The organism is Microbacterium oryzae, from assembly GCF_009735645.1.
In the GTDB taxonomy this organism is placed as follows: Bacteria; Actinomycetota; Actinomycetes; order Actinomycetales; family Microbacteriaceae; genus Microbacterium; species Microbacterium oryzae.
In genome coordinates this window covers 1,567,736-1,581,690 of sequence record NZ_CP032550.1, presented here as the reverse complement: position 1 = coordinate 1,581,690, position 13,955 = coordinate 1,567,736, and the positions used below count along the sequence as shown (strand labels likewise).

General features: G+C 69.9%; 14 protein-coding genes. 10 read left to right on the top strand and 4 right to left on the bottom strand.

The features are described 5' to 3' along the window. Positions 1–611: 611 nt before the first annotated feature. From D7D94_RS14355 to D7D94_RS07340, 7 genes are all read left to right on the top strand, one after another. On the top strand, positions 612–1,241 hold the full coding sequence (locus D7D94_RS14355; RefSeq protein WP_216648640.1) for an excalibur calcium-binding domain-containing protein: 630 nt from the start codon (positions 612–614) through the stop codon (positions 1,239–1,241). Between the two features lie 173 nt (positions 1,242–1,414). Beyond that, positions 1,415–1,891: an S-ribosylhomocysteine lyase gene (locus tag D7D94_RS07365; protein WP_246171724.1), complete on the top strand. Its 477-nt coding sequence runs from the start codon at positions 1,415–1,417 to the stop codon at positions 1,889–1,891. Then, on the top strand, positions 1,888–2,577 hold the full coding sequence (gene mtnN / locus D7D94_RS07360; protein ID WP_156241998.1) for a 5'-methylthioadenosine/S-adenosylhomocysteine nucleosidase: 690 nt from the start codon (positions 1,888–1,890) through the stop codon (positions 2,575–2,577). The genes D7D94_RS07365 and mtnN overlap by 4 nt, the downstream gene beginning before the upstream one ends. A gap of 9 nt (positions 2,578–2,586) precedes the next feature. Continuing rightward, entirely contained in the window at positions 2,587–3,450 is an 864-nt protein-coding gene (gene truA / locus D7D94_RS07355; protein WP_156241997.1) for a tRNA pseudouridine(38-40) synthase TruA, read from the top strand. Between the two features lie 85 nt (positions 3,451–3,535). After that, entirely contained in the window at positions 3,536–4,159 is a 624-nt protein-coding gene (locus D7D94_RS07350; RefSeq protein ID WP_246171723.1) for a hypothetical protein, read from the top strand. Positions 4,160–4,794: 635 nt separating this feature from the next. Further along, positions 4,795–5,484, top strand: coding sequence for a fructose 1,6-bisphosphatase (locus tag D7D94_RS07345; RefSeq protein WP_156241996.1), 690 nt, complete (start codon positions 4,795–4,797; stop codon positions 5,482–5,484). 154 nt (positions 5,485–5,638) lie between these two features. Beyond that, entirely contained in the window at positions 5,639–7,069 is a 1,431-nt protein-coding gene (locus D7D94_RS07340; protein WP_156243368.1) for a glycosyltransferase family 2 protein, read from the top strand. 67 nt (positions 7,070–7,136) lie between these two features. Here D7D94_RS07340 and D7D94_RS07335 read toward each other — a convergent pair whose 3' ends face one another. The 4 genes from D7D94_RS07335 to D7D94_RS07320 all read right to left on the bottom strand — a co-directional run bounded on the left by D7D94_RS07335 (position 7,137) and on the right by D7D94_RS07320 (position 12,034). Further along, positions 7,137–8,126 carry a response regulator transcription factor gene (locus D7D94_RS07335; RefSeq protein ID WP_156241995.1) on the bottom strand — a complete coding sequence of 330 codons (990 nt, stop codon included), beginning with the start codon at positions 8,124–8,126 and terminating at the stop codon, positions 7,137–7,139. A 52-nt stretch (positions 8,127–8,178) separates the two neighbouring features. Further along, positions 8,179–9,168 (bottom strand): glycoside hydrolase family 6 protein, encoded by a 990-nt coding sequence (locus tag D7D94_RS07330; protein WP_246171722.1) that lies wholly within the window; start codon positions 9,166–9,168, stop codon positions 8,179–8,181. 71 nt (positions 9,169–9,239) lie between these two features. Then, positions 9,240–10,397: a hypothetical protein gene (locus tag D7D94_RS07325; protein ID WP_156241993.1), complete on the bottom strand. Its 1,158-nt coding sequence runs from the start codon at positions 10,395–10,397 to the stop codon at positions 9,240–9,242. Beyond that, positions 10,394–12,034, bottom strand: coding sequence for a sensor histidine kinase (locus D7D94_RS07320; protein WP_156241992.1), 1,641 nt, complete (start codon positions 12,032–12,034; stop codon positions 10,394–10,396). Before D7D94_RS07320 ends, D7D94_RS07325 begins: the two co-directional genes overlap by 4 nt. 104 nt (positions 12,035–12,138) lie before the next feature. Here D7D94_RS07320 and D7D94_RS07315 point away from each other — a divergent pair, with 104 nt between their 5' ends. From D7D94_RS07315 to rpsI, 3 genes are all read left to right on the top strand, one after another. Beyond that, positions 12,139–12,807: an endonuclease/exonuclease/phosphatase family protein gene (locus D7D94_RS07315; RefSeq protein WP_156241991.1), complete on the top strand. Its 669-nt coding sequence runs from the start codon at positions 12,139–12,141 to the stop codon at positions 12,805–12,807. Positions 12,808–13,005: 198 nt separating this feature from the next. Then, positions 13,006–13,452 (top strand): 50S ribosomal protein L13, encoded by a 447-nt coding sequence (rplM, locus tag D7D94_RS07310; protein WP_156241990.1) that lies wholly within the window; start codon positions 13,006–13,008, stop codon positions 13,450–13,452. A 32-nt stretch (positions 13,453–13,484) separates the two neighbouring features. Continuing rightward, positions 13,485–13,949, top strand: a complete 465-nt coding sequence (gene rpsI, locus D7D94_RS07305) for a 30S ribosomal protein S9 (RefSeq protein ID WP_425486991.1) — start codon at positions 13,485–13,487, stop codon at positions 13,947–13,949. The last annotated feature ends 6 nt before the right edge of the window (positions 13,950–13,955 follow it).

The window sequence follows — 13,955 nt, the reverse complement described above, 5'->3', positions numbered from 1 at the left end:
GATGGCCGGGGCGCGATTCCGCGAGTTCGGCACCACTGAGTGTGGGGCCGGTCCGTTCGGTGGTGCGGTTCTTGCGTTCTGAAGCGCGTATCCGCGAGTTCGGCGCCACCGAAGCCAGGGCCGTCCGATTCGGTGGTGCCCTTGTCGCGGATAGCGGGGCCATTCCGCGAGTTTGGCACCACCGAGTGCGGCGCTCGTCCGCTCGGTGGTGCCGTTCTCGCGTTCTGAAGCGCGTATCCGCGAGTTAGGCACCATCGAAGCCGCGACCATCCGATTCGGTGGTGCCCTTGTCGCGGATAGCTGGGTTATTCCGCGGGTTCGGCACCACCGAGTGCGGGGCCGGTCCGCTCCGTGGTGCGGTTCTCGCGTTTTGAGCGGGTCCGGGGATTCACCAGTGCGGCCGACACGACTAACGCCCCCGAAACGTGTCGTCCGCACTGGCGAGCGCTTCCTCGGTACCTCTCGGACGGAGCCGAGGATGGCATTCCTGCCTGTAGCGCCCTCTAACGGTATCGCGATATTTTCAAAGGAATGCGACCGGACCGTTTCCGGACGCAATCTTCCGGCCGCTCCCCCCGGCGGCCTTCGCTCGATCCCTGACGGAGTCACCCATGTCCGCACCCACCTTCGACTTCAGCGCGCCCGCAGCACCTCCTGCGAAGAAGAAGCGCAATCTCAAGAAGTTCCTCGTTCCGACGGTCACCGCCATCGCAGGCCTCATCCTCGGGGCCGGCTTCGGCACCGCGGGCAGCTCGTCCGAGAACTCCGAGCTCACGGCGCAGGTCGCCGAGCTCGATCAGACCAAGGCCGCGATGGACGAGCGTCTGGGCGCGCTTGAATCCATCCAGGACGAGTACGACGCCCTCGACGCCGAGCACGCCGACACCGTCGCCGCGCTGGCCAAGGCCGAGGACTCGACCGCCGACCTCACCGCGCAGGTGAGCGAGCTCGAGGGCCAGACCGCCGACCTCACCAGCGAGCTCGACGCGAAGACCGCCGCGCTCGACGCGAAGACGGCGGAGTACGACGAGCTCGCCTCGCAGCCGGTCGCCGCGGCTCCCGCTCCCGAGGCCGCCGCTCCGGAGCAGGCCGCGCCGCCGGTCGCCGAGCCCGCGCAGCCGAGCGCGTACTACAAGAACTGCACCGAGGCGCGCAACGCGGGCGCCGCACCCGTGCGCGTGGGCGACCCGGGCTACGGCAGCCACCTCGACCGCGACGGCGACGGCGTCGGCTGCGAGTAACCTCCCCACGTTCGCCAGTGCGGGCGACACGGTTCCGAGCCGCGAGCCGTGTCGCCCGCACTGGCGAACCGCATCAAGGGCCCCCGCCCTTACAGACCCCCGCCCCTACAGGCCCCCGCCCCGCAAGACCCCCCGCACCCACCGCCCGCCAACCGCACCCCGCGTATCCTCGGATGGTGACTGAAGCGCCCCGCATGAACGTCGAGTCGTTCAACCTCGACCACCGCATCGTCTCCGCGCCGTATGTGCGCCTCGCCAACCGGAAGCAGCTCCCCGCGGGCGACGTCATCGTGAAGTACGACGTCCGCTTCGCGCAGCCGAACCGCGCGCACCTCGAGATGCCGACCGTGCACTCGATCGAGCACCTGTTCGCCGAGAAGAGCCGCAACCACTCCGACCGCGTCATCGACTTCTCGCCCATGGGGTGCCAGACCGGCTTCTACCTCATCCTGCAGGGCGAGCCCGCATACGACGAGGTCCTCGCGCTCATCGAGGCGACCCTCACCGACATCCTCGACGCCACCGAGGTCCCTGCCGCGAACGAGACGCAGTGCGGATGGGGTGCGAACCACACCCTCGAGGGCGCCCAGTCCGCCGTCCGCGCGTTCCTCGCCGAGCGCGACCAGTGGAGCACGGTGTACGCGGCATGAGCCACGTCGTCGTCCAGGTCGCCATGGACGAGGAGGCCCAGCCCTTCCTCGATGCCGCCTCGGAAGTCTCCGAACCCGTGCAGATCGGCCGGGCCATCCACCGCGGTGTCGTCGTCGGCGGGCGCACGTTCGTGCTCGTCCGCTCGGGCATCGGCATGGTGAATGCCGCCGTCGCGGCCGTCGGGTCCGCGCATCGCTACGGCGACGACATCCTCCTCATCTCCGCCGGATCCGCGGGAGGCCTCGGCCCCGGCGTGCAGGTCGGCGACATCGTCGTCGGCACGCAGTACATCAACGTCGACGCCGACGCGCAGGCCTTCGGCTACGTTCCCGGCCAGGTGCCCGGCATGCCGCCGAGCTACGCGCCCGACCCGTTCGCGCACGCCGCGCTCATCACGGCGGCGCTGGCGGATGGCCGTGGCCGCGAGGGCGCGATCGGCTCCGGTGAGAAGTTCGTCACCGTCGACATCGCGCACCGCCTGCGGGAGGTGTTCCCGGCCATCCTCGCCGTCGACATGGAGACCGCAGCCCTCGCGCAGACGGCCTTCAACCTCGGTCTGCGGTTCGCATCGCTCCGTGCGATCAGCGACCTGTGCGCGCCGGACGGCACGGAGTTCGAGACCCACATCGACGACGCCGCCGAGCGTTCCGCGCAGGTCGTGCTCGCGGCGCTCGCGCAGCTGTAGGGGCCGGCGATGCGTCGTATCCGCCTCGACATCGCCTACGACGGCACGCACTTCCGCGGATGGGCCCGCCAGCCCGCGCTCCGCACGGTGCAGGGCACCCTCGAGGGAGCGCTCGGCCGCATCGCGGGATCGCCCGTGCAGCTCGTCGTCGCCGGACGCACCGACGCCGGCGTGCATGCGAGCGGCCAGGTCGCGCACGTCGACGTCGACGACGAGCAGTGGGAGCGCCTCACGGTCCGGCGCCGCAACGCCCCCGAAGCGGCCGACCCGATCGAGCCCGTGGCGAAGCGGATGGCCGGGGTGCTCGGGCAGTACCCCGACGTCTTCGTCACGCGCGCCTCGACTGCGCCCGAGGGGTTCGATGCACGCTTTTCGGCGACCTGGCGTCGGTACTCGTACCGCATCGCGGATCAGGTCGTCGGGTACGACCCGATGGAGCGGCACCGCACCACGACCGTCCGCGCGGATCTCGATGTCGCCGCGATGGATGAGGCCGCCCGCGGCCTCGTCGGGCTGTGGGATTTCGCGGCCTACTGCAAGCCTCGTCCCGAATCCACGACCATCCGCACCCTGCTCGAGTTCGACTGGCGTCGGGATGCCGACGGCGTGCTCGTCGCGAACGTCCGCGCCGATGCGTTCTGCCACTCCATGGTGCGCGCGCTCGTCGGCGCGTGCGTGGCGGTGGGGGAGGGGAAGCTCACGGGTGAGCATCTTCGGATCATCCGCGACAACCTCGAGCGCACGAGCGAGTTCAAGGTGCTCGCCGCGCGGGGCCTCACGCTGACCGAGGTGGGGTACCCGGCGGACGAGCTGCTCGGCCAGCGCGCCGAGCAGACCCGCAAGCGCCGCGATGCCGACGAGGTGGGCGGCTGACCCGCCCCGCGCTCGCGCCCCTGGGAGCAGGCCCGGAGCCGCCGGTGTCCACACCGGTATCCTGGCTGAGACGAAGGGGATGCCGATGCGCGCCATGAAGAGGGCCACGTTCGCTCTGACCCTCGGCGCGCTCGCCGCAGCGCTCACGGGATGCAACGGGGCCGCGCCCTGGGTCGACGCGACCACCCCCAGCCCGACGCCGACCGCATCCCAGCGCTCCTACGGCGACGGTGCAGAAGCTCCCGCGCCGACCGAGACCCCGGAGCCCGTCGTCAACGACCTCGAGACCGGCAGCGCCAAGCGGCAGCTCGACGCCGGCGCGGTCGTGGCCGACGTCACGTACTGGTCCGACCTCGCGCTCGATCAGTGGACCGCCGCGGCCGCCAAGCCCCTGAGCCTCTCCCTCTCGACGACCATCACGCCGAACGACGGGCAGGGTGTGTACCTGCAGCGCGCGAGCGTCACCGTCGTGCCGGATGGCGGCGAGGCGCTCCCCGTGCAGGAGGACGCCTCCACCGAGCCGCACGGATACCTCGTGCTCTCGCCCTACAGCTACTCGCAGACGTTCACGATCGGCGCCGTGCCGGATGGCACCCGCTCGGTCACGCTGCAGATCCGGTACGAGTTCCTCGTGCAGACGACCCCGACATCCGACGAGTACGCGAAGCAGACGGCGACCGACAGCCTCACCGTCGCCATCGCCGGCTGACCCGGCCGCGCCAGCCCCGGCCATCTGGGATTCGACACGGCGGATGGCCCGGCTTCCGTCCCTGATTTCGGACCGCCGGTGCAGGAGTAGCCCCGTGTGGCGGACACGCGCACACCAGCCCCGGCCATCCGAAATCCGACACGACGGATGGCCCGGGTCGCGTCTCTGATTTCGGGCCGGTGGTGCGGGAGTCGCCTCCTGTGGCCGACACGCGCACACCCGCCCCGGCCATCCGAAATCTGACACGACGGATGGCCGCGCTCGGCCGCCGCCGCGTCGCCCGCACTGGCGAGCCGCAATCAGCCCCCATTCCGTGTCGCCCGCACGGGCGAACCGCAGGGCCGCGAGTCCCGAACCTCAAGCCCCCACCAAGCGCGCACCAAGCCGCCGACCCCAACCGGCCTCCAACCTCAAGGCAAGCGCAAGACTGACGCAGGGAATCCCGGAGAGGCCGGATTCGGGCCATCCGGCGTGATTATCTGAGCAGGTCGTCTTCTGGGGAGGCGGCCCCGCGTAACCCGAATACGCGACCAGCCCTCGCGCAGCACCCGAGCTCGTGCGACGGCACCACTGCGCTCGTGCGCACCTCGGCCAAGGTGCGCACGAGCGCCCATGGACTTCCAGGAGAAACAGTCATGCTCACACGCACCATCCGCGCGACGGCCGCCACGGCCATCCTCGCCGCCTCGCTGATCGCGACCGCCGGCTGCAGCCAGATCGCCGCGATGGCCCAGCCGATCGTGGAGCGCACGCCCGACGCGTCGTCCACGAGCGCCGCCGGCACCGACGACGCGGCCGCGTTCGAGTCGGTCCTCTCGCAGGATGGCTCGGTGTCGCTCACGACGGACGTCGCGGACGACCTCGAGGTCACCATCGACGTGTGGGCCGAGAGCCCCAAGCGCACCCAGGAGTGGACGACGACGGGCGACAAGACGTTCGGCTACGCCATCAACGTCGCCGACTACCGCGTGGCAGAGAAGGCCACGCTCGACCAGAAGCGCCGCGTGTACCTCTCGCAGCTCGCCGTCACCTCGACGCTCAGCCCCGCGCAGACGCCCGGCCCGGTCAACTTCACCACCGACCCGCGCACGCTCGTGCCGAGCGACGCCATGAGCACCGACCGCGGTCTGCTGCTCAACAGCTTCCAGGGTGGGCTGCTCGTTCCCGAGAGCACGATCTCGCAGCTTCCGGATGGCACCACCGGCATCACGCTGGACTTCGCGCTGACCCTGTCGGCCGAGGGCTCGCCGAACAGCGACGGCTCGTTCTCCGAGCAGACGATCCACCAGACGCTCCCGATCGCGATCTTCGCCGCCCAGAGCTGATTTTCCTTGCGCTGATCTTGAGGTTCGTCGGGGCAAAACCCCACCGTTCCTCGCGGTCCGCCCGGAATACTCGTCTCAACGAAGCACCCCGAAGACAGGAACCACCGTGACCACCCAGGACACCACCATCGTCCCCCTCGCGCCGTCGGCCGAGATGGAGCCGGCCAGCGCATCGTCGGCCGAGATGGAGCCGGTCGGATTCGCCGACGACTTCGCCTCCGTGCTGGAGGATGTCCCGGGTCACCGCTCGACCATCGGCTGCATCATCCCCGCATACAACGAGGAGGAGTCGATAGCCGATGTGATCCAGGCGCTCCTCGCTCAGACCCGCGTGCCGGATGTCATCCACGTCGTCGTCAACAACTCCTCGGACGGCACCGTGCGCATCGCTTCGGAGTACGCCGGCGCCCACGAGATCACCACCGAGCTCGGCGACCAGTTCACCGAGGTGTTCGTCCACGACATCGGCAAGAACCCCGACAAGAAGGTCGGCGCGCTGAACTACGGCTACTCGCTCGTGGAGGGCTACGACTACCTCCTCGGTGTGGATGGCGACACGGTCGCCGACCGCCAGGCGGTCGAGCACCTCGAGAACGAGGCGGTCTCCGACTCGCGCATCGGCGGCATCTCCGCGGTGTACTCGATCGACGACCGCCCGATCAAGGGCATCATCCCGAAGTTCCTCATCGCCGGACAGCGCACGCAGTTCGCGGCGTTCAACATGCAGAACCTCCTGCGCGGCCGCAACATGGCCGTGCTCGGCGGGCAGTTCTCGATCTTCTCCACCGCGGCCCTGCGCGACGTCATGAAGAGCAACCACCAGCGCACCCCGTGGGTGAAGGACAGCGAGGTCGAGGACTCGCTTCTCTCGCTGCAGATCAAGAGCGCCGGGTACCTCACGAAGATCAGCCCCTTCGCCCGCGCCGATGTCGGCGGCATGACCACGCTCCGCGGCTACGACGCGCAGCAGGTCAAGTGGACGTACGGCGCCATCGAGCTCATGTGGCCCGGCCAGCGCGGCGACACCAAGGGCCAGCCCTTCCACCCGAACCTGCGTCTGCGGTGGCTCGAGAACTTCGACATGCTCACGAACCTGTTCGTGCGCTTCGCGTTCGTCGTGCTGCTCGCCGGCTCGCTCTCCATCGGTGCGTTCGTCTTCTCGCCGGTGTGGCTCATCACGCCGCTCGTCGCGACGCTGCTGAACGTCCGCATCGCGATGACCCTCGCGACGCGCACCAAGCGCGACGTGCTGTTCGCCGCGCTGATCTTCCCCGCGGAGATCTTCATGTGGGTGCGGATGAGTCACTTCGTCCGCTCCTGGTCGCGCTTCCTCTCGCGCCGCAAGGTCGACAACTGGGCGATGCAGGCTCGCGCGGAGAAGGGCGGCGGAAGCTCGCACTGGATGCCGCTCATCCTCCTCGTCGTCGTGGTCGCCGCGGTCACCGTGATCTGGCTCATGCTCGGCCCGGTCGTGCAGTCGTCGATCCTCTGGGTGGGGTGGCCGATCGTCGGCATCGTCACCGTGATCCAGACCGTCGCGATGATCTTCCGCCTCCTGCGTCGCCAGCACGGCTACAAGGTCTGAGTCTTCTCGAGGACGCGAGAGCCGGCCATCCCATCGGATGGCCGGCTCTCGCGTTTGCAGGAACGACTCAGTAGGCGGGCGCCACCTGCGACGTCAGCCGATAGCCCACGCCGCGCACGGTCTCGATGTACCGGGGCGTGACGGGATTGTCGCCGAGCTTGCGACGCAGGTTCGTCATGTGCGCCTCGATCGCGCGCTTGTCGGCGTCGCCCACGAAGTAGCTCGTCACGTACGACTCACCGCGCAGCACGAGTGTGAGGTCGGCCTTGCTGCGCACGCGGCGCTTCGACTCCATCAGTGCGGCGAGCAGATCGAACTCCGTGCGCGTGAGCTCGAGGTCGCGGTCGCCGATCTTCGCGATGCGGCTCTCCGGGTCGACGTAGAGGTCGCGGTGCGCGAGCGTGTGCGGGCCGAGGCCGGTCGGCCCGCTGGTGGCGAGCTCCTGCCCGCCCTCCTGCGGCCCGACATCGCCGTTCACGACGACGGGGGCGGATGGCGCTGCCTCGTTCGCGGGCGAGACCCGCCAGACCTCGGGCTCGCCCTGGGCGCCGGGCTGCACGGGCGGCGACGGCGCCGACGCCGCCGGGAACCCCGACACACCAGGCGCGGTGCGCGCGGCCGGGAACGACGGACCGGCCGCATCCTGCCGGGGCGCGGCCGGCGCCGCCGCACCGGCACGGGGGCGGCGCAGCATGGCGTCGATGCGCGCGCGCAGCTCGCGGGGGCGGAACGGCTTATTCAGGTACTCGTCGGCGCCCGAGCTGAGCCCGAGCACGACATCGGCCTCATCGTCGAGGGCCGTGAGCATGATGATGTACGTGTCGCTGCCCGCGCGGATGCGGCGAGCGGCCTCGAAGCCGTCGATGCCCGGCATGTTCACGTCGAGCGTCGTGATGAGCGGCTGATACCGCAGCACCGCGTTCACCCCGTCGATGCCGTTCCCCGCCGAGACGGTGGAGAAGCCCGCGGACTCCAGCACCTCCACGAGGAGGTGACGGATGTCGGGATCGTCCTCGACGATCACGGCGGTCTTGATCGGGACGCCCGGGTCAGTCATCTTGCTCCACTCGCATGCAGAATACTGCTATTGCTAGTCATCCTAGCCTTCGTCATCGGGCAGCGGCCGTCAGGGCGACCGCCCCCTCGGGCCACCACTTGCCCGCAGCCGGCCCGCCGTTGCAGGGGCCGTCGCTCTCACCCGGCGGCTTGATCCAGAGGTTCGTGTCGACGACGTCGTCGCCGTATTCGCCGGCGGTCTCACCGACCGTCTGCCCGGCGGGGTTGCACCACTCCGCACCCGCCGATGCGGTGCCGTTGCGCGACGTGTCGATGACGGCGTGCATGCCGTCGAGGTGCGAGGCCACCGCGTGCGCGTAGGCGAACTCGTCGGTCAGCGACTGGAAGTTCGACACGTTCGTCGCGAAGCCGCGCACCGAGTCCGCGACGTCGACGGCCGAGATGAGCTGGGCCATCCGCTCGGGGGCGAGCCACGAGCTGTGCCCGCCGTCGAGGTAGATCCAGGTGTCCACGGACTGCAGCGCGGCGACCGCGCCGCGCAGCTGCGTCACGCGCTCGTCGAGGTTGCCGCACTCGGGGGCGAGCGCGAGGCTGTCGGGCTCGAGCACGACGATCTTCTGCACGTCGCGGGCGTTGTCGAGCGCGGCGCCGATCTCGGCGACCCACGTCTTGTAGTCGTCGGGCTCGAGTCCGCCCGCGGAGTGGTTGCCGCAGTCGCGCCCCGGCAACCCGTACACCGCGACCGACAGCGCCTTGCCCTCGCTGCGGGCCTGCTTGGCGAGCGCGCCGACGGTCGCGCCGGCCTGGCCGATCGGGTCCTGCTCGGGGGTGATCCAGTACGTCGAGGGCTGCGCGGCGAGGTACTCCGCCGCCTCCTGCTGCTCGGGCGTCAGGTCGGAGTCGAGCGCGCGCTGCGCCTTCGACAGCGTCGGCGCGATGAACTCCGTGCCGACCCCGGGCGGGCGGGCGGTGACGGCGTTGGCCCAGTGGCTCACGAAGACGCCTCCCACGGCGAGCATGCCGACGACGACGGCGCTGAGCACGCCGATCCACAGCCACGGCGACCGGAGCGCGCGCGGCACCCGCGACACCCGCCGCACCCGAGCCGCCCGCGGTGCCCTCGGAGCCCGCGCCATCCGCCCACGCCGCACCATCACGCGCGCTTCCCGGCGGTGACGGTGGCGATGCCGGTGGTCACGACGTCGGGCTTGCCCGCGCGCTCCCAGCGGTCGCCGCCCATCTGCCGGGCTGCGGCGTTCGCGTCGCTCGCGGCGGTCAGCAGCGCGTCGAGGTCGTACCCGGTGGCGGCGACCGTCGCCCATCCGATGCTCGCCGAGGTGCGCACGGGCAGCGGATGGTCGGGGTCGGGTTCTCCGATCCGCTCCAGCAGCGAGACGATGAGCCGGCGGGCGGCCTCGCTCGAGCGCGGAACGAGGGCGACGAACCGGGTCTCGCCGCGCTGCTCGATGTCGGCGTCGGCGGGGAGGCCCGCGTTCACGGCCGCGCAGAAGCGCTCCGCGATCTCCTCGAAGGCGCCGCCGCCGAGGGCGGTGCGGATGTCCTCCGGGTCGTCGAGCCGCACGTCGATGAGCGACCACCAGTCGTCGCCGGTCTTCTGCGCGCGCTCCAGCCGGTTCTTCGCGACGGCCTCGAACGTGCCGTCGGTGCGCGCCGACGCCGCACGCGGCTGACGCACGATGAGTAGCAGCGTGATGAGCACGCAGACGATGTAGACGCTCGTGCCCACGCCGTTCACGGCGCGCACCGTGGCGAGGTCGTCCGAGGAGGGGTTGCCGTGAATCCAGCGCAGCAGTCCGTCGAGCAGGCCGTAGACCGCGAACACGGGGAAGATCGCTGCCGCGACGACCATCGGCAGGATGGCCTCGTGCACGCGCGGGTAGAGCTTCAGCAGCTCGGCGATGCACAGCACCGCGAAGACGCACGAGACGAGGAAGTCGAGGCGGAACGCCATGGAGTAGTAGGGCGTGGGATACAGGAGGATGAGGACGGTCGGCGACGCGACGAGATAGACCGTCGCCCACGACCATCCGGATCTGCGCCGCTCGTTGAAGAACCGCAGTCCGGTCCAGAGAAACGCGTTCGCCGGCAGGAAGATGCCCGACGCGTATGCGGGGAGGAACCAGTAGTCGGTCGTCTCGGCGTACAGGTACGTGTACGAGGCGTTCATCGCGAGCACGAACGCGAGCGACCAGTGCGCCGCGGCATATGAGGGGCGGGGGAGGAAGCCCAGGCCGATCATGATGATGCAGGCCACCGTCGCGACGGCGATGAACGGAACGGTCGTGTTCACGCCGTCTCCTTGTCGATGGTGCGGGGGAGCCGGATGGTCACGGTGGTGCCGTGCCCGAGGGCGCTCTTCAGCTCGAGGGTGCCACCGTGCTCGGCGACGATCTCACGCGAGATGCCCATGCCGAGCCCGGTGCCGGGGATGCCGGCGTCGCGGGCGCTCGAGGCGCGGAAGTACTGATCGAAGATGTGCGCCACCTCGTCGTCGGGGATGCCGATGCCGGTGTCGGCGACGCTGACCCCGACCTCGTCGCCGGTGGAGTAGACCTGCACGGTGACGGTGCCGCCGCGAGGGGTGTACTTCACCGCGTTGCCGATGACGTTGTCGACGACCTGCCGCAGGCGGAACCCGTCGCCCACGATGACAGCGCTGTCGCCCTCCTCCGGGCGGACGATCCGCACGCCCCCCGAGAGCGCGGCGGGCCCGAAGGCCGAGACCGAGGCGACGGCGATGGAGGCGAGGTCGACGACGGTGTGCGCGTCGGCGGGGTCGCGCCCCGGGTCCTGCAGGATGCGCGCGATGAGGTGCTGCATGCGCTCCGCGGCGTTCTCGATCGTCGAGAGCTGCTCGCGTGCGGAGTCGGGCAGGTCGCTGCGCTCGAGCAGCAGGTCGGCGTGGCCGAGCACTGCCGTCAGCGGGCTGCGCAGCTCGTGCGACACCGCCCGCGCCATCGACTGGCGCTCGGTCTTCGCCTCGGTCTGCGCGGTGACGTCCTCGGCGACGACGATCATCCCGTCGAGGCGATAGCGGGCGGACACCTCGAGAAGCCGCCACCGGCCATCCCGATCGAACAGCCAGACCCGCTCGGCCGCGAAGTTCTCGCCCCGGGCCGCGCGCGCGACGGTCGTCTGCTCGGCGGGGATGGCCTCGCCCCGTCGTTCGCGGTACTCGACCGCGCGCGTGGGATGGAGCATCGGGAGGTTCTCGATGCCGTACATGCGGCGGTAGGCGGCGTTCGTCGCGGGGAGGGTGCCGTCGGGGTCGACCTGGGCGATGCCGGTCTGCAGGGTGTCGAGGAGGGCGGTGCGTCGCTGCTCTTCGCGCCGCGCGAGGGCGAGGGCCGCGTCGAGCTGCCGGGACTGGCGGCGCATGAGGCGCGCGGCCGCGCGGGTGCGGCTCATCCCCAGACTCAGGGTGATGCCGATGAAGGCGAGCGTGAGCACCATCGCGAACAGGCGCAGCGCGTCGTGGGTCTGGAAGCTGCCGTTCGCGAGACTCGCGCCGAGGATGGAGCCGGCGACGAGGCAGATGCCGGTGACGAGCCATCCGACCGAGTAGTAGTTCGCGAGCCAGACGATCGGAAAGGCCCACAGCAGACCGAGGGCATCGCCGCCCGCCTGCGCGAGGAGGCCGATCGAGAGGATGTCGAGGATCGGCAGCGCGAGGACGGCGCCGCTCGGCAGGCGGTGCCAGGGGAGGGCGACGGCGAGAACGGTCCAGACGATGACCGCCGTGAGCCCGAACCCGAAGGTCGGGATGACGAAGAGCTCCGGCTGCAGCAGTGCGACGACCGTGACGATCGCGACCGTGCTGAAGGCGAGGATGAGCTGATGGCGCCAGATGGATCGTGTGCGCGCATCGCCCTCGTGGCGGGGTACCGGGGCGCGCGCTACTACCGTGCGCCCCCCGCCATCCGCCATACCCGGAATACTACTTGGGCGTTGCTGAGCGAATCGCTGGACAGAGTGCGACGCACCGGCGCAAGCGCTAGCCGGGCGGATGGCCCGGGCCTACCGTGGGGTAGATGAGAGTCCTCTCCTACAACCTGCGCAAGCACGCGGCAGCTCACGAGCTCGAGCAGCTCGTCGAGCGGTGGGAGGCGAACGTGCTGTGTCTGCAGGAGGCCGATACCCGCGCGCTTCCTGAGCACATCGCCGGCTTGAAGCTTGCGAGGGCCACCGAGCGCAATCGACTGGGGCTCGCGCTGTACTACCGCGAGAACATGTTCCGTCTCGGCGACGCCGTCGTGCTGTCGCTCAAGCGCTCGCTGCACGACATCGTGCTGCGGCCGGCACACGAGCGGCTGCTGGGGGTGCGGCTGACCGACATCGACGCCGGCACCGAGGTGATCGTCGCGTCGTTCCACGCGGCTCCGCTCACGGCGCTGAACTCGCTGCGGCGGCACCAGATCCGTGCGGCGCTCGGCGCGCTCGAGCGGCTCGGGCCGGGACTGCCGATGCTCATGGTGGGGGACTACAACTACCCCGTGTTCAAGGAGCGGCTGCACGAGCGGGTGCGCGGGGCGGGCTACGACCTCACGCTCAGCGATTCGCGCACGTACACGCGGTATCGGTTCTTCAAGGGGCACTACGACTTCGCGACCTCGCAGGGGCTGACGATCGACGACGTCACCACACTGCCGCAGGGGAGCAGCGACCACCTGCCGATCCTCGTGCGGGCGAGCTACCGGTAGACGCAGAAGAAGGGCGACGACTGTTCGCCATGGCTGTTTTGCGCTTGCGGCGGGCGTAGCCTAAGCTGTTCTGTTGGTGCCCGTCTCGGGCGCCGCGAACGTGAGCCCTCCACCGCAGGTGATGGCCGAGATCTATCAGCCAAACCGCTCGGAGCGGGATTCACGAACGTCTCCGTTCGAACAGAAAGCAGCACAACTGTGACGCGCACCTACAGCCCGAAGGCCGGTGAAGCCCAGCGCGAGTGGCTCGTGATCGACGCCACCGACGTCGTTCTCGGCCGCCTGGCCTCGCACGCCGCCGCCCTCCTCCGCGGCAAGCACAAGGCGACCTTCGCCCCGCACATGGACATGGGCGACTTCGTCGTCATCGTGAACGCCGACAAGGTCGCGCTCACCGGTCAGAAGCTCCAGCAGAAGAAGGCCTACCGTCACTCGGGCTTCCCGGGCGGCCTCAAGTCGGTCACCTACGCGGAGTTCCTCGAGAAGAACCCGGTTCGCGCCGTCGAGAAGGCCGTCCGCGGCATGCTCCCCAAGAACACGCTTGGTCGCGACCAGCTCGCCAAGCTGAAGGTGTACGCCGGTGCCGAGCACCCGCACGCCGCGCAGCAGCCCAAGACGTACACCCTCGACCAGGTCGCCCAGTAAGCGGCGTTTAAGGACTTATCGTGGCGAACGAAATCGAAAACGACATCCAGAACTACTCCACCGAGACGCCTGCGGGCGACGTGGCGGTCGCTGAGCGCCCCGTCGTCAGCGTTCCCGGTGCCGCTGTGGGTCGCCGCAAGCAGGCCATCGCCCGCGTGCGCATCATCCCCGGCTCGGGCTCCTTCACGGTCAACGGTCGCACGCTGGAGGACTACTTCCCGAACAAGCTGCACCAGCAGCTGATCACCGACCCCTTCACGGTGCTCAACCTCAACGGCGCGTACGACGTGATCGCTCGCATCAACGGCGGTGGCCCCTCGGGTCAGGCCGGTGCGCTCCGCCTCGCGATCGCCCGTGCGCTCAACGAGGTCGACCGCGAGAACAACCGCCCGACGCTCAAGAAGGCCGGCTTCCTCACGCGTGACGCCCGCGTCATCGAGCGCAAGAAGGCCGGTCTCAAGAAGGCCCGCAAGGCCTCGCAGTTCTCGAAGCGCTGAGGCAGA

Coding starts and splice junctions, on each gene's coding strand:
- D7D94_RS14355 (WP_216648640.1), top strand. CDS start 612: ATGTCCGCACCCACCTTCGACTTCAGCGCGCCCGCAGCACCTCCTGCG.
- D7D94_RS07365 (WP_246171724.1), top strand. CDS start 1,415: ATGGTGACTGAAGCGCCCCGCATGAACGTCGAGTCGTTCAACCTCGAC.
- mtnN (WP_156241998.1), top strand. CDS start 1,888: ATGAGCCACGTCGTCGTCCAGGTCGCCATGGACGAGGAGGCCCAGCCC.
- truA (WP_156241997.1), top strand. CDS start 2,587: ATGCGTCGTATCCGCCTCGACATCGCCTACGACGGCACGCACTTCCGC.
- D7D94_RS07350 (WP_246171723.1), top strand. CDS start 3,536: ATGCGCGCCATGAAGAGGGCCACGTTCGCTCTGACCCTCGGCGCGCTC.
- D7D94_RS07345 (WP_156241996.1), top strand. CDS start 4,795: ATGCTCACACGCACCATCCGCGCGACGGCCGCCACGGCCATCCTCGCC.
- D7D94_RS07340 (WP_156243368.1), top strand. CDS start 5,639: ATGGAGCCGGCCAGCGCATCGTCGGCCGAGATGGAGCCGGTCGGATTC.
- D7D94_RS07335 (WP_156241995.1), bottom strand. CDS start 8,126: ATGACTGACCCGGGCGTCCCGATCAAGACCGCCGTGATCGTCGAGGAC.
- D7D94_RS07320 (WP_156241992.1), bottom strand. CDS start 12,034: ATGGCGGATGGCGGGGGGCGCACGGTAGTAGCGCGCGCCCCGGTACCC.
- D7D94_RS07315 (WP_156241991.1), top strand. CDS start 12,139: ATGAGAGTCCTCTCCTACAACCTGCGCAAGCACGCGGCAGCTCACGAG.